Below are 23558 nucleotides of genomic sequence, written 5' to 3'. Positions count from 1 at the left end.
CGGGCGCGATCTTGTGGGGTTCCTGGCAGGAATGCGGCACGGGGGTGAAGATCGTGTGTCGTTGCCGTTGCCGTCTTGGCACTGCGGTGCGCGACTCATTACGGTCGGAAGGTGCCCGAGAACACCTCAGAGCTGCGTCCCACCCATCCGCTGGCCCTTGCGCCCGTCGTCGCCCCCGCGGCATCCGTCGACGGCTTCGCGAAACAGTTCCTGCAGAACCTGAATTTCGACCAGGGCGTCACGCTGTCGAACTCCGACGTCAACGACCAGTACCTCGCTCTGGCGTTGACGGTGCGCGACTACCTCATGGCGCGGTGGTTCGACGACCGCGCCCAGCAGAAGTCGCAGCAGGCCAAGACCGTCTGCTACCTCTCCGCGGAGTATCTGCTGGGCCGCCAGCTCGACAACAACCTCCTCGCCTCGCGCCTGACAGACATCGCCACCGAGGCGCTCGCGCAGTGCGGGATCGACATCGACGACCTGCGCCAGGTCGAGATCGAGCCCGGGCTCGGCAACGGTGGACTCGGACGTCTGGCCGCCTGCTTCATCGACTCCCTCGCGACCATGAGCGTGCCGACGATCGGCTACGGCATCCGCTACGAGTACGGCATCTTCCGCCAGGCATTCGCCGACGGGCAGCAGATCGAGCAGCCCGACGCGTGGCTGCGCATGGGCTCGCCGTGGGACTTCGCCCACCCCGAGGCCGCGCAGACCATCTCGTTCGCCGGTACCACCGAGACCTACGACGACGACGGTGTCGAACGCACGCGCTGGGTTCCGGAGTGGAACGTGCTCGCGGTGCCCTACAACATGATGGTTCCCGGCTACCACAACGGCCGGGTGAACACCCTCCGGCTGTGGCGCGCGGTGGCCACCAACGCCTTCGACCTGCACACCTTCAACTCCGGCGACTACGTCCAGTCGGTGCGCGCGCAGACCTTCGCCGAGAACATCTCGAAGGTGCTCTACCCCGAGGACTCCACCCCGCAGGGCAAGGAGCTGCGCCTGCAGCAGCAGTACTTCTTCGTCGCTGCCTCCATCGCTGACTTCATCGACAACGTCCTGCCGGCCGACTTCGACATCGAGAACCTCCCCGAGCGCGTCATCTTCCAGCTCAACGACACGCACCCCGTCATCGGCGTGCCCGAGCTCATGCGCGTGCTCGTCGACGAGAAGAAGCTCGACTGGGATGCCGCCTGGGCCATCACGCAGAAGTGCTTCGCGTACACGTGCCACACGCTGCTGCCCGAGGCGTTGGAGGTGTGGTCGGTCGACCTCCTCGGCCGTCTGCTTCCGCGCCACCTCGAGATCATCTACCGCATCAACGACGAGTTCCTCCTCGAGGTGCGCGAGCGCTTCGGCGACGACGAGATGCTCATCCGCAACATGTCGATCATCGGCGAGCACCCGTCCCGCTCCGTGCGCATGGCGTACCTCGCCACGGTCGCCGGCTCCAAGGTCAACGGCGTCGCCGAGCTGCACTCCCAGCTGCTGCGCGACAACGTGCTGAAGGACTTCGCCGAGATGTGGCCTGACAAGTTCACCAACGTCACCAACGGCGTCACGCCGCGCCGATTCCTCCGCCTGGCCAACCCCGACCTCTCGGCGTTGATCACCGAGGCGCTCGGAGCGGGGTGGACCGTCGACCTCGAACGTCTGCGCGGCCTCGAGGCCCTCGCCGACGACGTCGACTTCCGAGAGCGCTTCGCCGCGGTCAAGGCCTCGAACAAGCGGCGCCTGAGTCACGTGCTGGAGGCGCGGGGCGAGACCCCGCTCGACGACGGCCACATGCTCGACGTGATGATCAAGCGCCTCCACGAGTACAAGCGCCAGACGCTGAAGGTGCTGCACATCGTCAGCACCTACGAGGGCATCGTGTCGGGCCGTCTCGACGTGGATGCCGTGCAGCCGCGCACGTTCCTGTTCGGTGCCAAGGCCGCCCCCGGTTACGGAATGGCCAAGCGCATCATCCACCTGATCAACGCCGTCGGCGAGGTCGTGAGCGCCGACGATCGGGTGAAGGGCAAGCTCAAGGTCCTCTACCCGGCCAACTACAACGTCACCCTCGCCGAGAGCATCATCCCCGCCGCCGACCTGTCGGAGCAGATCTCGCTCGCGGGCAAGGAGGCGTCGGGTACCGGCAACATGAAGCTCGCCCTGAACGGTGCCCTGACCATCGGCACCGACGACGGCGCGAACGTCGAGATCCGCCGTCTCGTCGGCGACGACAACTTCTTCCTCTTCGGCATGAGCGAGCCCGAGGTCGAGGCCCTGTGGGCCGAGGGCTATCGGCCCGCCGATTTCTACCAGGCGGACGACGAGCTGCGTCGCGCCATCGACCTCATCGCGTCGGGCGCGTTCTCGGACGGTGACCGGACGGTGTTCGAGCCGCTCGTGTCGAACCTCCTCTACGACGACCGGTTCATGGCGCTCGCCGACTTCCGGTCCTACCTCGACGCTCAGGACCGGGTCGACGTCGCCTACGCCGACCAGGACACCTGGGTGCGCTCCGCGATCCTCAACGTCGCGCGCAGCGGGTACTTCTCCTCCGACCGGGCGATGCGCGACTACCTCGACCGCATCTGGCACGCCACGCCGGTCAGCTGACCACGGTCCGGATGCCGCGGCCCCCGTGCCGCGGCATCCGCTCGGCGCGGATGCACACCGCCGGAAGACCGGACCACTCCCCGGCCGCGGAGGTGCACGATCCCGGTGCGGCCGCCGTTCGCGCCGGAGACGATCCCGGCGTTGTGGCCGCCGCTGGCAGGAAGGCGTCGGAGGGTGGCCGTCGGGCATCTGCCCCGGCGGTCGGTGGTGCGCGAGAGTGGGACTTCATCGACCCCGGAGGCCCCGTGCAGATCGCCGACATCCCCGTTCCCGACACGCTCGCCGCCCGCGGCGCCCTGGCGCTGGCCGAGCAGTACCAGTCACCCGCGATCACCGCCCACGCTCTGCGCTCGTGGCTCTGGGCGGAGGCGTTCGCCCTCGTGGACGGCGTGTCGGGGATCGACCACGAGCTGCTGTACGTCGGCGCGATCCTGCACGACATCGGCACGGTCAGCGAGTTCGACAACCACACCCTCTCGTACGAGCACGCCGGCGGTCACGTCGGCATCGCCGTGACGGCCGGCGCGGGGTGGCCCCACGAGCGGCGTGAGCGTGTCCTCGAGGTGATCGTGCGACACAACTGGCCGAGCGTCGACCCGGCGATGGATGCCGAGGGCTACCTGCTCGAGACGGCGACCGCCCTCGACATCTCGGGCGCGCGCCCCGACGCGCTGCCCGCGTCGTTCCTGGCCGAGGTGATGGCCGCGCACCCGCGTGGGGCTCTCGCCGCGGAGTTCGGTGCGTGCGTCGTCGACCAGGCCGCGCGAAAGCCCGATACCGCGGCGCGCCGCCTGGTCGAGGGGGGAGTGGTCGCCAAGCTCGCGGCGAACCCGCTCGAGGGAATCAGCCGCGCCCTGACCGTGCAGAACTCCTGACTTTCGGGCCACCCGCGGGAGCGAACAGCGTGCTGCCGCAGAGGCTGGGCGCGGCGAGCGTCGTTTCTCCGGAGTTGTGCACGGCCCGGTCGCTCGCCGATCCCGGGTCGCGGCGGCCGCACCCGGGAAACCGCTGTGCAAGAACGACTGCGGCGCCGGCCGGGTCGCCAGGCCCGTGGCATCCCGGGTATCGTAGGGGGGTTGTCGGCGCCGGTCGCGTCGACGAGAGCTGAATAACGGAGGGCCTTGTGGACATCGATCTCGCACTTCTCAAGACGATCGAACGCGAGAAGGAGATCCCCTTCGACGAACTCGCGCGCATCATCGAGCAGGCGATCCTGACCGCTTACGCCAAGCACATCTCGCCCACCGGTGAGATCCCCGCCGGTGCGCGCGTCGAGCTCGATCGCAAGACCGGCCACGTCGGCGTGTTCACGCCCGTGACCGACGACGAGGACATCGTCATCGGCGAAGAGGAGCAGTCCTCCGATGACTTCGGCCGCATCGCCGCCTTCGCGGCCAAACAGGTCATCAGCCAGCGTCTGCGCGACATCGCCGACGACGCGGTGCTCGGGGAGTTCCGCGGCAAAGAGGGCGACATCGTGGCCGGCGTCGTTCAGCAGGGGCCGAACCCGCGCATGGTGCACGTCGACCTCGGCACCGTCGAGGCGATCCTGCCCCCCGAGGAGCAGGTGCCCGGTGAGACCTACACGCACGGCTCTCGTCTGCGCGTGTACGTCACCTCCGTCTCGAAGGGCAACAAGGGGCCGCAGATCACCGTCTCGCGTACGCACCCGGGTCTCGTCCGCAAGCTCTTCGCGCTCGAGGTGCCCGAGATCGCCGCGGGGCTCGTCGAGATCGTCTCGCTCGCGCGCGAGGCCGGACATCGCTCCAAGATCGCCGTCAAGGCGAACGACCCGACGGTCAACGCCAAGGGAGCCTGCATCGGCGAGCTCGGCCGTCGCGTGCGCGCGGTCACCGAAGAACTCGCGGGCGAGAAGATCGACATCATCGACTACGACGCCGAGCTGCCCCGCTTCGTCGCCAACGCTCTGTCGCCGGCGAAGGTGACCTCGTCGTTCGTCCTCGACGCCTCGACCAAGGCCGTGCGCGCTCTGGTCCCCGACTACCAGCTGTCGCTCGCCATCGGCAAGGAGGGCCAGAACGCCCGTCTCGCCGCCAAGCTCACGGGCGCCAAGATCGACATCCAGCCCGACAGCATCCTCGAAGACAACTGAGCGTCCGTCGCTGCAGCGACGGCGAGGTGTACGATGGAACCAGTACGAACGTGCGTCGGATGCCGCGCACGCGCCCCCCGATCCTCGCTTCTGCGGGTGGTCGCCGACGGAACGGCCCTCGTCTTTGACGAGCGGGCGGTCCTCCCGGGCCGGGGAGCGTGGGTGCACGAGACGGACGCGTGCGTGAGGAAAGCTCTCACGCGTCGCGCCTTCGTACGAGCATTGCGTGTGTCAGGCCCGCTTGACACGCAGACCTTCGAATCACACCTCCAGCGAAAAGGCTGAACGGCTATGGACACGAAGTGAACGGCTCGAAATGAGACCCGTCCGCAACTAGCGGTCTGCCCTGTCCGGGGTAGGCCCTCAGACAGGAGAATTGTGGCAAAACCACGCGTGCACGAGATCGCTTCCGAGCTCGGCGTCGACAGCAAGGTCGCGCTTGCGAAGCTGAAGGAGCTCGGCGAATTCGTCAAGAGCCCCTCATCCACCATCGAGCCCCCCGTGGCTCGTAAGCTCCGCGCCGCTCTCGCGGCCGAGAGCTCCTCGGGATCCTCCGATGCCAGCTCCGCCGCGCCTGCGGCGCGCCCGGCATCCGGCGCCCGTCCCGGCCCCGCCCGTCCCGCCGCGGCCCCCGGCGCCCGTCCCTCGGGACCCACCCCCGGACCGGCGAAGCCCGCCGCTCCGGCGGCACCCGCCGCTGCCGCCGTCCCGGCTGCTCCGGCTCCCGCGCCGTCGACCCCGGCTCCCGCCGCACCCGCGGCGAAGCCCGCCGCCGAGCCCGCGGCTCCGGCGGCGACCCCGTCGTCGCCGCCGAGCCCCGGCTCCACGCCGCCGAAGCCCGGCCCCAGTGCGCCCCCGCGTCCCGGTGGCGCCCGCCCCGGTAACAATCCGTTCGCCTCGGCGCAGGGCATGGGCCAGCGGGCCTCCGGCCCCCGTCCCGGTAACAATCCGTTCGCCTCGGCGCAGGGCATGGGCCAGCGCCCGACCCCGGGCAACATCCCGCGTCCGCAGGCCCCGCGTCCCGGTGCCCCGCGTCCCGGCGCTCCGCGCCCCGGCGGTGCCGGTCGTCCCGGTGGCGCCGGTCGTCCCGGCGGCGCTCCGTTCCAGCAGCGTCCTGGCGGCCCCGGTCGTCCCGGCGGTGCCGGTGGCGGCTTCCAGCGTCCCGGCGGCGCCCCCGGTGCTCCCGGTGGCGGCGGTTTCGCCGGTCGCCCCGGTGGCGGTGGCGGTCGTGGCCGTGGCCCCGGCGGTGGTACCGCAGGTGCTTTCGGTAAGGGTGGCGGCAAGTCCAAGCAGCGCAAGTCGCGTCGGGCGAAGCGGCAGGAATTCGAGATGCGGTCGGCGCCGGTCGTCGGCGGCGTCAACGTCTCGAAGGGCAACGGCGAGATCATCCGCCTGCGTCGCGGGGCGTCGATCTCCGACTTCGCCGACAAGCTCGAGGCCCTGCGCGGCTACAACGTGCAGCCCGGAACGCTCGTGACCATCCTGTTCAACCTGGGCGAGATGGCCACCGCGACCGAGTCGCTCGACGAGGCCACCTTCGAGGTGCTCGGCGCCGAGCTCGGCTACAAGATCCAGATGGTCTCGCCCGAGGACGAAGACAAAGAGCTCCTCGAGGGCTTCGGTCTCGACCTCGATGCCGAGCTCGAGGCCGAGAGCGAGGACGATCTCGAGATCCGTCCTCCCGTGGTCACCGTCATGGGCCACGTCGACCACGGTAAGACGCGACTGCTCGACGCCATCCGCCAGACCAACGTGGTCGCGGGCGAGGCCGGCGGCATCACGCAGCACATCGGCGCCTACCAGATCTGGACCGAGCACGAGGGCATCGAGCGCGCGATCACCTTCATCGACACCCCGGGTCACGAGGCGTTCACCGCCATGCGCGCCCGTGGTGCGCAGGTGACCGACATCGCGATCCTCGTGGTCGCGGCCGACGACGGCATCATGCCCCAGACGGTTGAGGCGTTGAACCACGCCCAGGCAGCGGGCGTGCCCATCGTGGTCGCGGTGAACAAGGTCGACAAGCCCGACGCCAACCCCGCCAAGGTTCGCCAGCAGCTCACCGAGTACGGTCTGGTCGCCGAGGAGTACGGCGGAGACGTCATGTTCGTCGACGTGTCGGCTCGCGAGAACCTCAACATCCAGGCTCTCCTGGATGCGGTTCTGCTCACCGCCGACGCCGGGCTCGACCTCACGGCCAACCCGAACAAGGCAGCCCGCGGTATCGCGATCGAAGCGAAGCTCGACAAGGGTCGCGGTTCGGTCGCCACGGTGCTCATCCAGTCGGGAACGCTGCGTGTCGGCGACGCGATCGTCGCGGGCACCGCGTACGGACGCGTCCGCGCGATGATGGACGAGAACGGCGATGCGGTCGACGAGGCCTACCCGTCGCGTCCCGTCTCGGTGCAGGGTCTGAACTCCGTGCCTCGCGCCGGTGACGTGTTCATCGTCGCCGAGGAAGACCGCACTGCACGTCAGATCGCCGAGAAGCGTGAAGCCGCTCAGCGCAACGCCCAGCTGGCCAAGGCCCGCAAGCGCATCTCGCTCGAGGACTTCACCCGCGCTCTCGAAGAGGGCAAGGTCGAGTCGCTCAACCTCATCATCAAGGGTGACGTCTCCGGTGCCGTCGAGGCGCTGGAGGAGTCGCTGCTCAAGATCGAGGTCGATGACAGCGTCCAGCTGCGCATCATCCACCGCGGTGTGGGTGCGATCACCGAGTCGGACATCAACCTGGCCACGATCGACAACGCGATCGTGATCGGCTTCAACGTCCGTCCCGACACGAAGGCCCGTGAGCGCGCCGCCCGCGAGGGCGTCGACGTGCGGTTCTACTCCGTCATCTACAACGCGATCGACGACGTCGAGCAGTCGCTCAAGGGCCTGCTCAAGCCGGAGTTCGAAGAGGTGCAGTCGGGTGTCGCCGAGATCCGCGAGGTGTTCCGCTCCTCGAAGTTCGGCAACATCGCCGGTGTCATCGTGCGATCGGGAACGATCACGCGAAACGCCAAGGCCCGCGTCATCCGCGACGGTGTCGTACTGGCCGACGGCCTGGCCATCGAGTCGCTGCGTCGCTTCAAGGACGACGTCACCGAGGTGCGTACGGACTTCGAGGCCGGTATCGGTCTCGGCAAGTTCAACGACATCCAGATCGGTGATGAGATCGAAACGACGGAACTCATCGAGAAGCCGCGAGGCTGATCGTCGAGCGGGAGTCGTGTCACCAGGCGCGGCTCCCGCTTCGGCCTGCGGGGTGTGCATCTCCGAGAGCAGAGCGGGGCCCCTACCCCGATGCTCTCGGAGATGCACACCCCTCCGGCCTACGCTGGTGCAGTTGCCCCGCGACGCGCCTCCCACTCGGCAATGAGCCGCGGGGCGCTCGACTCGCGGCGGTATGAAGACAAAGGAGAAGGTTGTGGCAGGGGAACGACAGGCTCGGGTGGCAGACCGTATCCGTGTGGTGCTGGCCGAACGGCTCGAGAAGGGGCTGCGCGACCCGCGGCTCGGATTCGTCACCATCACCGACGTGCGCGTCACCGGCGACCTCCAGCACGCGTCGGTGTTCTACACCGTCATGGGCGACGAGGCGCATCGCAACGACACCGCGGCGGCACTGAAGTCGGCGACCGGGTTGCTGCGCAGCGAGGTCGGCAAGAACCTCAACACGCGTCTCACCCCGTCGCTGGAGTTCATCCTAGACGCGATCCCCGAGAACGCCGACCACATCGCGGCGCTCCTGCGCGAAGCGCGCGAACGCGACGAGTCGGTGGCAGGTCTTGCGGCATCCGCTGCGTACGCCGGTGACGCCGACCCGTACGTGAAGCCGCGCGACGAAGACGAAGACCACGACGCCGCCGCGAGCGACGAGGACGACCTCGACGACTCCGAGGGCACCTCGCGCGCCTGAGGCGCTGCGCGCCACGGCCGGATGCCGCCCCGAACGGGTGGTGTCCGGCCGTTCGTCGTTCTCGCCGGGACGGTGGGTTTCAGATTCGGGCACCAGCGGCCCGTGTCATCCCTTCCGGCCGGTGTCGCGCGGCTGGTGCGGCGCGGCGGACGGCATGACGCAGGAGGGGGCGACCCGTGTCCCGCCTGTCGCGGCCTGCGGACACGGGTTTCCCCGCGGTGCGGGGACGGTCAGGATGCCGGGTGGCCCGGCGGGCGCAGATAGCCGTCGACCGCCTCGGCGAGACCGTCGGCCACGAGCGAGTCGATCGCCCGGTCGCGCTGGGCCGCATCCGGCCAGTCCGGCAGCACCGCGAACAGCGGGACAGGCGAGGGGGCGGCCTCGCGGAGGGCTTTCAACACCGCGCCGCGCGCCTGGCGGTCGCTGCCCTCGTACGTCGCCTGACGGCGCCGGCGATCCTCTGATTCGGGATAGCCGGCCGCGCGCCACGCGCACTGCGCGGCGAGCGGGCAGAGACCGCACTTCGGCGAGCGGGCGGTGCACACGATCGCGCCGAGTTCCATCGCCGCCGCGTTCACGACCGCGGACGCGGCGACATCGTCGGGGAGCTCGGCATCCATTCGCTCCAGGTCGCGACGGTGCGGGGGACCGGGCTGCGCTCGTCCCTCCACGGCACGGGCGAGGACGCGACGGGTATTGGTGTCGACGACGGGATGCCGATCCCCGTACGCGAAGACCGCCACCGCGCGCGCGGTGTAGTCGCCGATGCCGGTGAGGGCGAGCAGCGCGTCGACGTCGCGCGGGACCACGCCGTCGTGCCGATCGCGGATCTCGACCGCCGCCCGGTGCAGCCACAGCGCCCGGCGGGGATACCCGAGATTCGCCCACTGCGTGACCGCGTCACCCGGGGGCGAGGCGGCGAGGTCGGCGGGAGTCGGCCAGCGGGTGAGCCAGGCCTCGAGGTGCGGGACGACCCTCGCGACGGGGGTCTGCTGCAGCATGAATTCGCTCACGAGAGTTCCCCACGCGCCGAAGCCCTCGCGACGCCAGGGCAGGTCGCGCGCCGCATCGGTGTACCACTCGACGAGCGGGGCGGCGAGTCCTGGCATCCCTCCAGCCTAGGAGGCGACGGGCGGACCCGGCGGAGTGAGGGAGCCGCGGCGGGGACCTTGTTCTGCGTGCCGGCGTTCCCGCGGAGTGCGCGGGCCGGTGTCGGCGGTCGAAAGTAGGCTGGGAGCATGTCGTCGTCCGAGAACACCGCCCGTGATCTGCAGCGGAGCCTGGTCGCCCTGATGCGGCAGAACGCCCGCGCGGGGCGCGTCGTGGTCGCCGTCGACGCGCTCGACGCCGCGGAGGCGGGCGCCTTCGCCGATGCGTTCGCGGCGGCTGTCGACGAGGAGGGCACGGCGGTCTTCCGAGCGGCCCTCGCCGACGGGGCGCCGCGCGCCCGTGAGCGCCTGATCGCGCCCTTCCGAGCGGGCGAGTCGTTCGGGTCGGGCGAGGTCGCCCCTGCCGACGCGGTGCTCGTCGTCTCCGGACGCTTCCTCCACGCCTCCGAGGTGCGCGGACTCTGGAACTTCTCGATCTGGCTCGAGAGCAACCCGCCCATCGGCACGCCCCGTCCGGAACTGCCCGAGGCCGAGAAGCACTACCTCCGCACGGCGCGACCGAAAGCCGCGGCATCCGTCATCGTCGAGAACTCCGATCCCACCCACCCCGTCCAGGTGTTCGGGGACTTCTGCTGATGGTGCGTCCCGGCATCCTCCTGGTCGACAAGCCCGGAGGCATCACCAGCCACGACGTCGTGTCGCGCGCGCGGCGCGCCCTGGGCACCCGCAAGATCGGGCACGCGGGCACGCTCGACCCGATGGCGACCGGCCTGCTCGTGCTGGGCGTCGAGGGAGCGACCCGACTGCTCACCTTCATCGTCGGCGCCGACAAGACCTACGAGGCGACGATCCTTCTCGGCGTCTCGACCGACAGCGACGACGCCGACGGGGTCGAGACCTCGCGGGCGGAGGCCGCATCCGTCGCCGCCATCACCGACGGGTCCATCGCGGCCGGGATCGCCGCCCTCACCGGTGAGATCGAGCAGGTGCCCAGCACCGTCTCGGCCATCAAGGTCGCCGGGCGCCGAGCGTACGACCTCGCCCGCGCGGGCGAGGAGGTCCAGCTCACGGCGCGCCGCGTGACGGTCTCGCGCTTCGAGGTGCGCGAGGTGCGCCGGGGTGACGGCATCCTCGAGCTCGACGTCGTCGTCGACTGCACCAGCGGCACCTATATCCGCGCGCTCGCCCGTGACCTCGGCCGCACCCTCGGCGTCGGAGGGCATCTGACGATGCTGCGTCGTACGCGGATCGGCGCGTTCGAGGTCGGTGCCGCGGCATCCGTCGATGACATTGCCGAGGAACGTCTCGTGAACCCCGCGACCGCCGCGGCCACCGTGGTCGGCGCGCTGGCCGTCGGCGCCGACGAGGCGCGCGACCTGCGCCACGGCAAACGCATCGACGGCGGCGGTCGCCTGACCGGACCGATCGCCGCGGCGATCGACCCCCACGGCCGGTTGATCGGGATCGTCGAGAAGCGGGGCGCGCAGTTGAAGAGCGTCATGAACATGCCCGAGGAGGCCGTCCGATGATCCTCTGGTTCACTCTCGCGCAGGTCGGCGTCGCCGTGCTCGCCGGAACCGTCGCCATCGTCGCCGGTCTCATCGGCCGCCGGCCGGGCGACGTGACGGTCGGCTCGCTCGCGCTCATCGAGCTGCTGCTGATCGTGCAGATCGTGGTGGCGATCATCGCGCCGTTCACGGGCAACCCGCCCTCGGGTAGCCTGCTGGAGTTCTGGACCTACCTCGTCTCGGCTGCCCTCGTGCCGATCGCGGGCGCGGCCTGGGCGCTCCTCGAGCGCAGCCGCTGGAGCACGGTCGTCATGGGCGTCGCCGCCCTCGCCGTCGCCGTGATGGTGTGGCGCATGTACATCATCTGGACGGTGCAGCTCGCCTGAGCACGCCGAACCCGGTCCCTTCGACGCGCTCACGGACCTCGCGAGGGTGGTGGCTGAACCTGTCGAAGCCGTCGGGCGGCTCGTTCAGAGAGCTGGGCCGGGGCCAAGCCGCTCGGCACCGACCCGGGCCAACTAGAATCGTCGAGTCATGGCATCCACCACTCCCACCCGCTCCCGGGGGATGACCGGCATCGGCCGTGTCCTCGTCGTCGTCTACGGCATCATGGCGCTCGCCGCCACGGGCCGCTCCTTCGTCCAGATCGCGCGCGAGTTCGACGACGCCCCGCTGGCCTACTCGCTGTCCGCGCTCGCCGCGGTCGTCTACATCCTCGCGACCCTCGCCCTGGTCTTCTCGGCACGATCGGCCTGGTACCGCGTCGCGTGGATCGCCATCGGTTTCGAACTGATCGGGGTGCTCGTGGTGGGCACGCTCAGCATGGTCGACCCGGCGTTGTTCCAGCACCCCACGGTGTGGTCGGTCTACGGCTACGGGTACCTGTTCATCCCGCTCGTGCTGCCGTTCCTCGGCCTGTGGTGGTTGATGCGCCACCGCCGGACGACGACATGATCGTGTTCCGCGACCCGGCGGACGTCCCCGCGGGTTTCGGGCCGTCGGTCGTGGCGATCGGCAAATTCGACGGCGTCCACACCGGTCACCGCGCGGTCATCGACCGAGCCCGCGTCGACGCATCCGACGGCGCCCGGGTCGTGGCCGTCACCTTCGACCGCAACCCTCTCAGCGTGCTGATGCCCGAGCGTTGCCCCCCCGACGTCATCGGTCCGCACCAGAAGCTCGATCTGCTCGACCGTGCGGGTGTGGATGCCACCCTGTTGCTGACCTTCGACGAGGAGTTGGCCTCGATCGAGGCGGAGGAGTTCGTCCGCCGCATCATCGTCGACGCCCTCGAGGCGCGGACGGTGCTGGTCGGGCGCGATTTCCGTTTCGGCGCACGGGGAGCGGGCGACCCGGCCCTGCTCGAGCGCATGGGGGCGGAGCACGGTTTCCGCGTCGATGTGGTCGACGACGTGCGCGCCGTGCACGCCGATCGTCGCGTGTCGTCGACGTGGATCCGCGAGGCACTCACCGCCGGCGATGTGGCCACCGCGGCACGCCTGCTCGGGCGGGCCCCGTCCGTGTGGGGCGAGGTGGTGCACGGTCTCAAGCGCGGGCGCGAGCTCGGATACCCGACGGCGAACCTGTCATCCGACCTCGAGGGCTTCGTGCCCGCAGACGGCGTCTACGCCGGGTGGCTCATCGACGTCGACGGTGCCCGCCGCATCAGCTACCCTGCGGCGATCAGCGTCGGAACCAATCCCACGTTCGACGACGTGCACTCCCGGCAGGTCGAGGCGTACGTGCTGGATGAGACGGGGCTCGACCTCTACGGTCATGACGTCGAGGTGCGCTTCGTCGAGCGCGTGCGCGGGATGACGGCCTTCGACGGCGTCGATTCGCTGCTCGTCCAGATGGCCGACGACGTCGAGCGGACGCGCGTCATCCTGCGCTGATCCCTCGCGATAGGGGCGCGGCGCGGCATCCCGTCCCGCTCACGACGCAGGATCCGGTCCACGGATCGGCTGCATCCGACTCCGCGTGCCCTGGTGAGCCGCGACGCACGGCGCACGTCAGACCGGACGTGACAGCCGATTGCGGATGCCCAAGAACGACGCGAGTCCGCCGAGCACCATGAGCGCCGCGGTGACGATCGCTGCGCGGTGGAACCCGTCGAGGTCGAGCGAACCGCCGACGACCGCCGAGACCGCCGCGATCGCGAGGAGACCGGCGACGCGGGAGACGGCGTTATTCACGGCCGACGCGATGCCCGACCGTTCGCTCTCGATCGCGCCGAGGACGGCCGCCGTGAGGGGTGACACGGTCGCGGTCAGCCCGAGACCGAAGACGATGATGCCGGGAAGCACCTGCGTCCAATAGTCGAAATCGTCGCCGACGCTCAACAGCAGGATCGACCCGACCGCCATGACGAGCGGCCCGACGGTCATGAACAGACGGGGACCGTAGCGCCCGGCGAGGGCACCCATGCGCGAACTCAACAGGATCATCAGGATCGTGCTCGGAAGCGAGGCGAGTCCGGCGAGGGTCGCCGAAAGTCCCGCGCCCTGTTGCAGGTAGACGCTCACGACGAAGCCGTTCAATGACAGCGCGGCGTACAGGAACACGGTGGCGAGGTTGCCGGCCCAGAAGTTGCGGGCACGGAACAGATCGAGCGGCATCATCGGGTCACGCGCCAGGCGCTGGCGCACGAGGAAGCCGAGGAACGCGGCGGCACCGACGAGTCCCGGTATCCAGATCACGGGGGAGGCCCACCCGAGGTTCGGCTGCTCGATCAGCGCGAAGACGACGCCGCCGAGCCCCGCAGCGCACAGCACCGCCCCGACGATATCGACGCGGGCGCCGGGGCGGCGGTGATCGCGGTGACCGAGGCGCGCGAGGAGCCACATGGTCACCGCGATAGGCGCGACGTTCACGAGGAAGACCAGGCGCCACGAGAGCGTGTCGACGAAGACACCGCCGATGAGGGGACCGGCGATCATCGCGACGGTCGTGGCCCCGGTCCAGATGCCGATCGCGCGGGCCTGTGCGGGTCCGCGGAAGGTCGAGGTGATCAGTGCGAGGGAACTGGGCACCAGCAATGCGCCCGTGACGCCCTGCAGTGCCCGCGCCACGATGAGGAACTCGGCGGTGGGGGCCGCGGCGATCGCGAGCGAGGTGACGCCGAATCCGATGAGGCCCACCCGCAGCACGACGACGCGTCCGAAGACGTCACTGAGCGAGCCCGCGACGAGGATGAACGCTCCGAGGGTGACGAGGTAGGCGTCGACGACCCACTGCTGGGTGGACAGACCTCCGCCAAGTTCTCCGGAGATGGCGGGGAGGGCGACGTTGACGACGGTGCCGTCGAGGAACGACACGAACGAGGCGAGCACGGCGATGGCGAGTACGGTGCGCTGTTCGCGCGTCATCGTCTCGGCCACCGCTCCAGAGTAGGCTCGCGCGGCCGCGGCGGGGCGGGGGTGGCGTTCCCGGCGTCGGCGGTGGCGTGGGTGCGGAGAGGCGCCGTGCCGGGCCCACCGCGCGGCACGGTGATCGGTGCGCGGACATGACGCGGGAGACGCCGTGGTCGCCCCGCGGGAAGACGCGGCGCGACGGGGTACAGATCGGCGTCGTCCTGCGTCGTGTCCGCTCAGGCCCGACGGAATACCCCCAGGGGGTATCCTGTTGGGAACGAGGTGACCGAAGGAGGAGCCATGCGCGAGAACACGGATGCCACAGCCCCCACCGTCGAGGCGGTGATCGATATCCAGGGCATGACCTGCGCGAGCTGCGTCGCCCGGGTCGAAAAACGTCTCGGACGTGTCGATGGCGTCGAAGCCGCGGTCAACCTCGCCACCGAGACCGCGCGGGTCCGCTACCCCGCCGACCTCGACACCGCCGCGTTGGTCGATGCGGTGCGCGCCGCCGGCTACGACGCCACCGTCCGCCCGCGTGCCGCCACTCGCACAGCAGGTGCTCCGGCATCCGCTCCGGCCGTCACGACGGATGTTCCCGGCGCGCGGCCGCAGGGTCGTACGGATGCCGACGCCCCGATGCCCGCGCCCGTCGCGATCCCCGCTCCCGGCGGCGAGATCGACGCCGTGACCGGTCGCGGCCTCGAGGCGACCGAGGGTCTGCCGTCCGGTGCCACGCCCGTGGCGGCTCACCGGCCCGGCGAGGCGAACCACGTTTACGGGGCGCACGACGTGCACGAGCCCGCCGACGCCCACGGCGCACACGCGCACGACACCGCCGACGCACCCGGTGCGACGCCACTGCGGGTGCGGCTGTGGGTGTCGCTCGCGCTGGCGGTACCGGTCGTCGCGCTCGGGATGATCCCCGCCTGGCAGTTCCCCGGCTGGCAGTGGGTGTCGCTCGTTCTGACGACGCCCATCGTGCTGTGGGGTGGGTGGCCCTTCCACCGTGCGACCCTGCGCAATGCGCGTCACGGCGCCGCGACCATGGACACGCTCATCACGCTCGGGACGTTCGCGGCCTTCCTCTGGAGCGTGTGGGCGCTGGTGTTCGGCAGTGCGGGACGCATCGGCATCCGGCACGAGGTCATGCTGTTCGGGCCGGTTCACGACGCCACCTCCGTCGTCTACTTCGAGGTCGCGGCCGCCGTCACCGTCTTCCTCTTGCTGGGGCGTGTGATCGAGCAACGTTCGACGCGTCGTGCCGGAGCGGCGTTGCGCGCTCTCCTCGATATCGGCGCGCGTGAGGCCGAGCTCGCCGACGGACGCCGCATCGACATCGATTCGCTCGCGGTGGGCGACGACTTCGTCGTGCGTCCCGGTGCCACCGTCGCCACCGACGGCGTCGTGCTCGACGGGCGCGCATCGGTCGACGAGAGCATGCTGACGGGCGAATCCATCCCGGTCGATGTCGGTCCGGGATCCACCGTGACGGGAGGAACGATCGCTTCGGGCGGCCGTCTCGTCGTGCGAGCCACCGGCGTAGGCGAGCAGACGCGCCTGGCCCGCATCGCCCGCCTGGTCGAGGACGCGCAGCTCGGCAAGAGCCGCGTGCAGCGCCTGGCCGACCGCATCTCGGGCGTTTTCGTCCCCGTCGTCATCGTGCTGGCGGTGCTCACGCTGGTCGCGTGGATCCTCGCGGGGCAGCCGATTGCGGCCGGCTTCACCGCTGCCGTGGCGGTGCTCATCATCGCGTGCCCGTGCGCCCTGGGGCTCGCAACTCCCATCGCGATCCTCGTGGGCACCGGCCGCGGCGCGCAGCTCGGCATCCTCGTCACCGGTCCCGCGGCCCTGGAGTCGGCCGAGCGCATCGACACGATCGTGCTCGACAAGACCGGCACGCTCACGGCTGGACGCATGAGCGTCACGTCCGTGACCGTCGACGAGGATCAGGATGCCGCAGACGCGCTCCGCCGCATCGCCGCGGTAGAGCGCGGATCGGAGCACCCCGTGGCGCACGCCATCGTCGCCGCGGCGGGGGAGGGGGCGGTCGCCGCCGACCTCGAGGCGCTGCCGGGGCGTGGCATCACCGGCGTCGTCGACGGTGTGCGCGTCTTCGCGGGTCGCCCCGCGCTCGCCGACGACCTCGGCGCTCCGCTTTCACGGGTGCTGCGCGCCGCCGTCGCCGACGGCGAGCAGCGCGGCACCGTGATCGTGGCCGGGTGGCCCGACGAACGGGGTGCGATGCGTGCGCGGGCTGTGATCGAGGTGGCAGACACGGTGCGTCCCGAGAGCGCCGCGGCCGTCGCCGAGCTGCGCGCCCTGGGCCTGGAGCCCGTGCTGCTCACCGGCGACAACCCGCACGTCGCCGCATCGGTCGCCGCTGAACTCGGCATCGACCGGGTGCGCGCGGGGGTGCTGCCCGAGGGGAAGGTCGACGAGATCGCCGCCCTTCGAGCCGAGGGACGCACCGTGGCGATGGTCGGCGACGGGGTCAACGATGCCGCCGCCCTCGCCTCCGCGGATCTCGGGATCGCCATGGGCGGGGGGACGGATGCCGCCCTGCATGCGAGTGATGTGGCGCTCATGCGCGACGACCCGCGCGGGATCGTCACCGCCGTACGGCTCAGCCGCCGCACGATGCGGGTGATCCGCGGCAACCTCTTCTGGGCCTTCGCCTACAACGTCGCAGCCCTGCCGCTCGCGGCGCTGGGGCTGCTGAATCCGATGCTCGCGGGTGCGGCGATGGCGTTCTCGAGCGTCTTCGTCGTGCTGAACAGCCTGCGCCTGCGGCGCGCGGTGTGATGCCCGCGCCGGCCGACGCTTCGCGAATCGATCCGTGCGCGTCACGCGCGGAAGCCGTGGGGACCGCTAGAATGGTTGCGACCCCGACTTCCGCGCTCTCGCGAGCCATTCCGGCGTAGACGCGCTGCGGGTCGCCGACACCGCTTCTTCGGCGGCGGTTCGAGCGGCGCATCTCCGGGGTCACTGATCCACCGGCGTTCGCCGGACGCTCCGGACTGTCATCCGGACGACACGCTCAGGAGGAGCATGCCGACCACGGCAACCGCCGCCCGTAGCTCGACCCAGCGGCGCAGAAAGACCACGTCATCCCGACGCGACGACGAAGCCCCCGTCATCCCGATCCTCGCGCGCAAGGTGCGCGAGGTCGAGGCGAAGGCGCAGCGCGGCAAGCTCGGGCCCACCAACCGCGTCAAGTTCCAGGTCATCGCCTTCCTCGTGCGCGAAGAGCGCGCCCGGGTCAAGGCCGACACCGAGATCACGGACGCCGCCCGCGCCGAGCTGCTGAAGCGCCTCGACGGGGTCGCGACGATCCTGGCCAAGACCGCCGCGCGCGACACGTCGCTCATCCAGTTGCTCGAGGTCGACCAGGCGGCATCGCCCGTCGCTCGTCGCATGCGCCGTGACTGGCTGCTCGAGGCCGGCGCCGAACTGCCGGCCGACGAGCTCATCATCACCGACAACGCGCCCAAGATCACCCCGGTCGTACCCGCGGCGCTCGCCGAGAAGCAGGTCGTCCCGGCCTCCATCGAGGCGCGCCAGATGGCGAACCCCTTCCTCGCTCCCGACCTCACCCCCCGCTCGACCGGAGACGCCCCGCGCCGCCGTCTCGACGGCTGGGAGCTCATGGGCCCGCTCTACAAGGCGTTCGAGATGGGCGCGGGCGGCTCGGCCGCCAGCATGGAGCTCCCGCCCGTCCCCGAGTTCGATCGGCTGTCGCCGCGCGGGCTCGAGGTCATGCCGCACCAGTCGCGCTTCCTCGAGTCCGTCCGCACCGGTCACCGGTCGTTCCTGCTCGCCGACGAGCCCGGCCTCGGTAAGACCGCCGAGTCGGTGCTCGCCGCCAGCGTCGCGGACGCCTACCCGCTGCTGGTCGTGGTGCCCAACGTCGTCAAGATGAACTGGGCCCGCGAGGTGCAGCGTTGGACGCCGCAGCGCCGTGCGACCGTCATCTCGGGCGGTGGCGCCGACATCGACGCCTTCGCCGATATCTTCATCGTCAACTACGAGATCCTCGACCGCCACTTGTCGTGGTTGTCGTCGATCGGGCTCAAGGGCGTCGTCGTCGACGAGGCGCACTTCATCAAGAACCTCACGTCGCAGCGCTCGCAGAACGTGCTGGCCCTGGCATCCCGTGTCCGTCAGCAGACGCGCGATCCGTTGATGTTGGCGCTCACCGGTACCCCGCTGATCAACGATGTCGAGGACTTCGACGCGATCTGGCGCTTCCTGGGCTGGACCAACGGCGAGAAGCCCGGTTCCGAGCTGATGGAGAAGCTGGACGCCACCGGCCTGACGCCCGCCGACAAGGCGTTCTACCCGGAGGCGCGCGAGGCTGTCATCTCAATGGGCATCGTGCGACGCAAGAAAAAGGACGTGGCGGCCGACCTGCCCGACAAGCTCGTGGCCGACCTCCCCGTCGAGCTGGACGACGAATTCGGTCGGTCGATCCGTCAGGCCGAGCGCGAACTCGGCGCCCGGCTCGCGGCGAAGTACCGCCGCATCATCGAGGCGCGCGGCGACCGGGGTCTCGCCGCCGGCGCGATCGACGAGGACATCGTGCGCCTCGTCGCCCACGGTGAGCTCGAAGAGAGCAAAGCCGCGGGTTCGGGTAGCGAGAACGTCTTCACCATGGTCCGTCGCATCGGTCAGGCCAAGGCGCACCTCGCCGCCGACTACGCCGTGCAGCTGCAGCGTTCCGTCGGCAAGGTCGTGTTCTTCGCCAAGCACATCGACGTGATGGATGCCGCCGAGGCCCACTTCAAGGCCTCCGGCCTGAAGTCCGTGTCGGTGCGCGGCGAGCAGACCTCGACCGCCCGCCAGGCCGCCATCGACGCATTCAACAGCGACCCCGGCGTGGGTATCGCCGTGTGCTCGTTGACCGCTGCCGGTGTCGGTCTGAACATGCAGGCGGCCTCCAACGTGGTGCTCGCCGAGCTGTCGTGGACCGCTGCCGAGCAGACGCAGGCGATCGACCGCGTGCACCGCATCGGTCAGGGTGAACCCGTGACGGCGTGGCGCATCATCGCCGCGCACACGATCGACACCAAGATCGCCGAGCTCATCGACTCGAAAGAGGGTCTCGCCCAGCGTGCCCTCGACGGTCAGGCGATCGAACCCGGCTCCAGCGACTCGGTGCAGCTGTCGGCCCTCATGCACCTGCTGCGGCAGGCGCTCGGCAAGGCCTGACACCGCACACGCGACGCCCCGCGGCTTCGGCTGCGGGGCGTTCGCGCGGTGTCGGCGGGCGCGGTGTCGGCGGGCGCCGCGTCGGCAGGCGCAGTGGGTGCCCGCGTCGCCGCGTACGCCCGGGCGATGCGCGGACGGGCATGACAGCGGGCGGGGGCGGTTCGCGGCCCGTGCGCGCGGTGTCGCGCGAAGCAGGGACGGCCGGGCACCGGCGGCTAGGGTCGTGCCATGTCCCTGGTCCCCGGTTCGCTCCTCGCGGGACCCCGCGGGCGGCGACTGTGCGGCGAGATCCTGTGGGGCGGCCGGGATCGTCGCGACGCTCTCGGCGGCGTGAACGTGTTCCCGAGGGGATCCCGGCACCTGCTGGCCCATCCTGGCGCGATCGCCGGGCCCGTTCCGGGGGCGTCGACGTTCGACGAGGCGGATGTCGCGACCGCGGCCGCCGCGCTGCGCCGCATCGCGCCGCCGGATCTCACCGACGCCGTCCTCGAGGCGGCGCTTGCCGTGACGGTCGATCTGGCCGCGTACTGGCAACCGCCGCACGGGGAAGACATCCTGCTCGCGACCGACGAGATGCGTCCCGTCCTGGAGCCCGTGGCGCGGGCGATCGCGGAGTCACCCCTCACCGCGTGGTGGTCGAGCCCGGTCGATCGGCTGACCCCCGCATCGGTGGGCTGGGAGCATCCGGCGGAACCCGAGGGGAATCCCGTCGGCATCTTGTCCCGGTGGCGCGCCGACATGGATGCCGACGAGCGGCGCTTCGCCCGGGAGTTCGCCGGTCGGGACGTATCGGGCACATGGTGGTCGACGCCGCCCTTCGCTCTGCCGCGCACGACTCGCGTCCGCGGGGCGGGCGGGCCCGTGGGTCTCACCCTCGTCGAGGACTCCTTGGGGTGGACGACAGCTCGTGTCCAGCCGGTGACACCCCCGGTGGGCGAGGTCCTCGAGATCGACGGTCCCGACGCCTGGGCGGCGTTGTGTCGACGGCATCCGGTCTCCGTCAGCGCGAGTCGTCGCCACGTCTGGGAGATGACGACGGGGAGGAGCGGCGCGTGGGTTCAGCCCGATTGGGCGTCGGTGGCGCGTGAGGCCGTGGGCGTGCATCTCAGCGTCGCGGGCTACCTGTCGACGGCGGGGCGCGTGGTCGATGTGGGCGAGCGGGAAGCCAGCGTGTTGGCGGGCTGGGGACCCGACGAGACGTTCTGGTTCGACACCGTGGCACCCTCTGGACCGGCGGAGGACTGGGCGGCCCGCACGGGCGCCGATGGACGTCGCTGGCACCGGGCGTGACGGTGGGACCGGCCCCGATCCTCACCTCGCTTCGCGCCGTGTGGCACCGGTCCCGTTCGCGGCTATAGGGTCGAAGACGGCAACGGCGCCGCTCCCTCACCCGAATCACAGCGAGGACTCCAGCCAATGAAGATCGGCATCCTGACTAGCGGCGGCGACTGCCCCGGGCTCAACGCGGTCATCCGCGGTGTCGTGCTCAAGGGGACGACGAACTACGACATCGAGTTCGTCGGCATCCGCGACGGCTGGCGCGGCGTCGTCGACGCCGACTTCTTCCCCCTCACGCGTCACGAGGTGAAGGGCCTGTCCAAGGTCGGCGGCACCATCCTCGGCACCAGCCGCACCAACCCGTACGAGGGTGCGCGCGGCGGCGCCGAGAACATCTCGAAGACGATGTACGGGCACCGTCTCGACGGAATCCTGGCCATCGGAGGCGAGGGAACCCTCGCCGCGGCCGACCGCCTGTCGAAGGACGGCATCAACGTTCTCGGCGTGCCGAAGACGATCGACAACGATCTGCGTGCCACCGACTACTCGTTCGGCTTCGACACGGCCGTCAACATCGCCACGGATGCCATGGACCGTCTGCGCACCACCGGGGACTCGCACCAGCGGTGCATGGTGGCCGAGGTCATGGGTCGCCACGTGGGGTGGATCGCGCTGCACGCCGGGATCGCCGCGGGCGCGCACGTCATCTGCATCCCCGAGGTGCCCATGTCGATCGACGAGATCGTCGAGCAGGTCACGCGCGCCCACGACCGCGGTCGCGCGCCCCTGGTCGTCGTCTCCGAGGGCTTCAAGCTCACCGGCATGGACGAAGCGTTCAGCGACAAGGGCCTCGACGCCTTCAACCGCCCGCGCCTCGGCGGCATCGGCGAGTTGCTCGCTCCCGAGATCGAGCGCCTGACCGGCATCGAGACGCGCTCCACCGTGCTCGGACACATCCAGCGCGGCGGGTCGCCGTCCGCTTTCGACCGCGTGCTCGCGACGCGCCTGGGCCTCCACGCCGCCGACGCTCTGCACGAGGGCGCCTGGGGTCAGATGGTCGCCATGCGGGGCACCGACATCGTGCGCGTGCCCTTCGCCGACGCCCTCGGCGAGCTGAACAGCGTGCCCCTGTACCGCTACGAAGAGGCCGCCGCGCTGTTCGGCTGAACCTGCTCCGGCCGACCCCCCGTCCCGCTTGCGCGGGGTGGGGCGCCGCCGCGCGCGAGCGTCCGCGACGGGCCCGTTCGTGGGCATGAGATCGGTCGAGGACAGGACGCGGCCCGGAGGTGGCGTCCTGTTCCGGAACGATCTCCTGTGCTGAGCAGGGCGGGCACTTTGCGCTGATCGGTGCAGGTGCAGGTGCAGGTGCAGGTGCAGGTGCAGGTGCCTGCGGGTGCCGCTTCGCCGCGCTGCCCGGCTGCTGGACCGCCGCTCCGCTGTGCCTGCGCGCTGTCGGGCGCCCTTGCCGTGCCGACGCGCCGTCACGCTGCCTCGCCCTACCGCCGCGCAGCCTTCGGCTGCCGCGCAGCCCTTCCCTCTAGCGGGGGGCCGGGGGGAGGTGCAGCCCCTGCGCCATGGCTATCCGGATGCGATCGAGCACGGCCTCGGGGTCGAGCAGGACGTGCGCGTAATCGAACCGCAGCACGGTGTACCACCGCAGCACGAGCCGTGCGTCCTGCTCGAGATCGCGACGCCGGTCTGCGGGGGTGCGATGAAACGCGAACCCGTCGAGTTGGACGACGAGTCGTTCGCCGATGAGCCCGTCGACCCGACGACCGTCGATCCGCACCTGCTGACGCATCGCGATCGCGGCGGCGGTCAGGAGCGCGCGGAAGTGACTCTCGAGACCCGAGTCAGACAGGGCCCCGGCGACGCGGGCGACCTCGGCGGCGCGGGGGGAGCGCCAGACGACGCGGGCCAGGACCTCTGCGTCGACGATGCGATGTCGAAGTGCCGATTCCCCGACGGCGAGCGCATCCGCCGGTGGCAGACAGGATGCGACGTGAAACAACACATTGACGATGTGCTCGTCGGGCTGGATGTTCGCGAGGGGCACGGGGCCGATTGCGCGGTGCAGCTTCACGTGGGTGGGATCGAGGCGTGAAGCCGTCGGCGGCACCCAGATATGGATGTCGTCGGCCGGCGGTACCCAGAGACCCCGTTCCGCCGCGGCGCTCACACACGTGAGCCGACCGCCGCGGGTGGCGGCCGCCCGACGGGGCGGCGGGCATTCCGGGTGGACCAGCCACGAGCGGCGTATTCGATCGATCCTCCCGTCGCGCACCGCGGTCACCATCGCGTGCGGGGTGAATCCCGCCGCGCGCGCGGTGCGGGTGTGTACGGCGCCGCCTCGACGACGGAGGAACTCGACCAGGGCGTCACTCATCCCCCGAGGATGCCCTGGGCCGTTCCGGCCCGGGCGCCTACCGGGGGCCTACGGTGGACGGATCCGGATGCCAGGAGGTCGGGGAGGAG

At 70.6% G+C, this 23558-nt stretch carries 18 protein-coding genes; 15 read left to right on the top strand and 3 right to left on the bottom strand.

The genetic code is table 11. From position 1 onward, the window contains the following. The first annotated feature begins 111 nt into the window (after positions 1 to 111). The 6 genes from MT347_RS10955 (at position 112) to rbfA (ending at position 8624) form a co-directional block, all read left to right on the top strand. The gene (locus MT347_RS10955) at positions 112 to 2607 is read left to right on the top strand and encodes a glycogen/starch/alpha-glucan phosphorylase (protein WP_243501020.1); all 2496 of its coding nucleotides are present in this window, start codon (positions 112 to 114) and stop codon (positions 2605 to 2607) included. A gap of 245 nt (positions 2608 to 2852) precedes the next feature. Then, on the top strand, positions 2853 to 3482 hold the full coding sequence (locus MT347_RS10950) for an HD domain-containing protein (RefSeq protein WP_243501018.1): 630 nt from the start codon (positions 2853 to 2855) through the stop codon (positions 3480 to 3482). Between the two features lie 248 nt (positions 3483 to 3730). Next, entirely contained in the window at positions 3731 to 4720 is a 990-nt protein-coding gene (nusA, locus tag MT347_RS10945; protein WP_243500998.1) for a transcription termination factor NusA, read from the top strand. A gap of 33 nt (positions 4721 to 4753) precedes the next feature. Then, the gene (locus tag MT347_RS10940) at positions 4754 to 5005 is read left to right on the top strand and encodes a YlxR family protein (RefSeq protein WP_243500996.1); all 252 of its coding nucleotides are present in this window, start codon (positions 4754 to 4756) and stop codon (positions 5003 to 5005) included. A gap of 93 nt (positions 5006 to 5098) precedes the next feature. Then, positions 5099 to 7918, top strand: coding sequence for a translation initiation factor IF-2 (gene infB, locus MT347_RS10935; RefSeq protein WP_243500995.1), 2820 nt, complete (start codon positions 5099 to 5101; stop codon positions 7916 to 7918). A 214-nt stretch (positions 7919 to 8132) separates the two neighbouring features. Next, positions 8133 to 8624, top strand: a complete 492-nt coding sequence (gene rbfA, locus MT347_RS10930; RefSeq protein ID WP_243500994.1) for a 30S ribosome-binding factor RbfA — start codon at positions 8133 to 8135, stop codon at positions 8622 to 8624. A gap of 230 nt (positions 8625 to 8854) precedes the next feature. On the opposite strand, the gene MT347_RS10925 is transcribed toward rbfA, so the two are convergent. Continuing rightward, positions 8855 to 9733, bottom strand: a complete 879-nt coding sequence (locus MT347_RS10925; protein WP_243500993.1) for an A/G-specific adenine glycosylase — start codon at positions 9731 to 9733, stop codon at positions 8855 to 8857. A 129-nt stretch (positions 9734 to 9862) separates the two neighbouring features. Here MT347_RS10925 and MT347_RS10920 point away from each other — a divergent pair, with 129 nt between their 5' ends. From MT347_RS10920 to MT347_RS10900, 5 genes are all read left to right on the top strand, one after another. Next, positions 9863 to 10369 (top strand): hypothetical protein, encoded by a 507-nt coding sequence (locus MT347_RS10920; protein ID WP_243500992.1) that lies wholly within the window; start codon positions 9863 to 9865, stop codon positions 10367 to 10369. Continuing rightward, positions 10369 to 11262 (top strand): tRNA pseudouridine(55) synthase TruB, encoded by an 894-nt coding sequence (gene truB / locus MT347_RS10915; protein ID WP_243500991.1) that lies wholly within the window; start codon positions 10369 to 10371, stop codon positions 11260 to 11262. Before MT347_RS10920 ends, truB begins: the two co-directional genes overlap by 1 nt. Beyond that, entirely contained in the window at positions 11259 to 11627 is a 369-nt protein-coding gene (locus tag MT347_RS10910) for a hypothetical protein (protein ID WP_243500990.1), read from the top strand. Before truB ends, MT347_RS10910 begins: the two co-directional genes overlap by 4 nt. 148 nt (positions 11628 to 11775) lie before the next feature. After that, a complete protein-coding gene (locus MT347_RS10905; RefSeq protein WP_243500989.1) occupies positions 11776 to 12195 on the top strand; it encodes a hypothetical protein in 420 nt (139 codons plus the stop codon). Next, positions 12192 to 13136, top strand: coding sequence for a bifunctional riboflavin kinase/FAD synthetase (locus MT347_RS10900; protein WP_243500988.1), 945 nt, complete (start codon positions 12192 to 12194; stop codon positions 13134 to 13136). The genes MT347_RS10905 and MT347_RS10900 overlap by 4 nt, the downstream gene beginning before the upstream one ends. Before the next feature lie 117 nt (positions 13137 to 13253). On the opposite strand, the gene MT347_RS10895 is transcribed toward MT347_RS10900, so the two are convergent. Beyond that, positions 13254 to 14609 (bottom strand): MFS transporter, encoded by a 1356-nt coding sequence (locus tag MT347_RS10895; RefSeq protein ID WP_243501134.1) that lies wholly within the window; start codon positions 14607 to 14609, stop codon positions 13254 to 13256. 285 nt (positions 14610 to 14894) lie between these two features. Here MT347_RS10895 and MT347_RS10890 point away from each other — a divergent pair, with 285 nt between their 5' ends. From MT347_RS10890 to MT347_RS10875, 4 genes are all read left to right on the top strand, one after another. Continuing rightward, entirely contained in the window at positions 14895 to 17399 is a 2505-nt protein-coding gene (locus MT347_RS10890; RefSeq protein WP_243500986.1) for a cation-translocating P-type ATPase, read from the top strand. 246 nt (positions 17400 to 17645) lie between these two features. After that, on the top strand, positions 17646 to 19805 hold the full coding sequence (locus MT347_RS10885; RefSeq protein ID WP_243500983.1) for a DEAD/DEAH box helicase: 2160 nt from the start codon (positions 17646 to 17648) through the stop codon (positions 19803 to 19805). A 228-nt stretch (positions 19806 to 20033) separates the two neighbouring features. Then, positions 20034 to 21095 (top strand): hypothetical protein, encoded by a 1062-nt coding sequence (locus MT347_RS10880; protein ID WP_243500981.1) that lies wholly within the window; start codon positions 20034 to 20036, stop codon positions 21093 to 21095. A 126-nt stretch (positions 21096 to 21221) separates the two neighbouring features. Beyond that, positions 21222 to 22250 (top strand): 6-phosphofructokinase, encoded by a 1029-nt coding sequence (locus MT347_RS10875; protein ID WP_243500978.1) that lies wholly within the window; start codon positions 21222 to 21224, stop codon positions 22248 to 22250. A 370-nt stretch (positions 22251 to 22620) separates the two neighbouring features. Here the strand turns inward: MT347_RS10875 and MT347_RS10870 are convergent, their stop codons facing one another. Then, the gene (locus tag MT347_RS10870; protein WP_243500976.1) at positions 22621 to 23469 is read right to left on the bottom strand and encodes an endonuclease domain-containing protein; all 849 of its coding nucleotides are present in this window, start codon (positions 23467 to 23469) and stop codon (positions 22621 to 22623) included. Positions 23470 to 23558: the final 89 nt, after the last annotated feature.

Origin of the sequence: Microbacterium sp. VKM Ac-2923, from assembly GCF_022815605.1 — a bacterium.
Taxonomy (GTDB): Bacteria; Actinomycetota; Actinomycetes; order Actinomycetales; family Microbacteriaceae; genus Microbacterium.
This window is presented reverse-complemented; position numbering and strand designations above follow the sequence as displayed.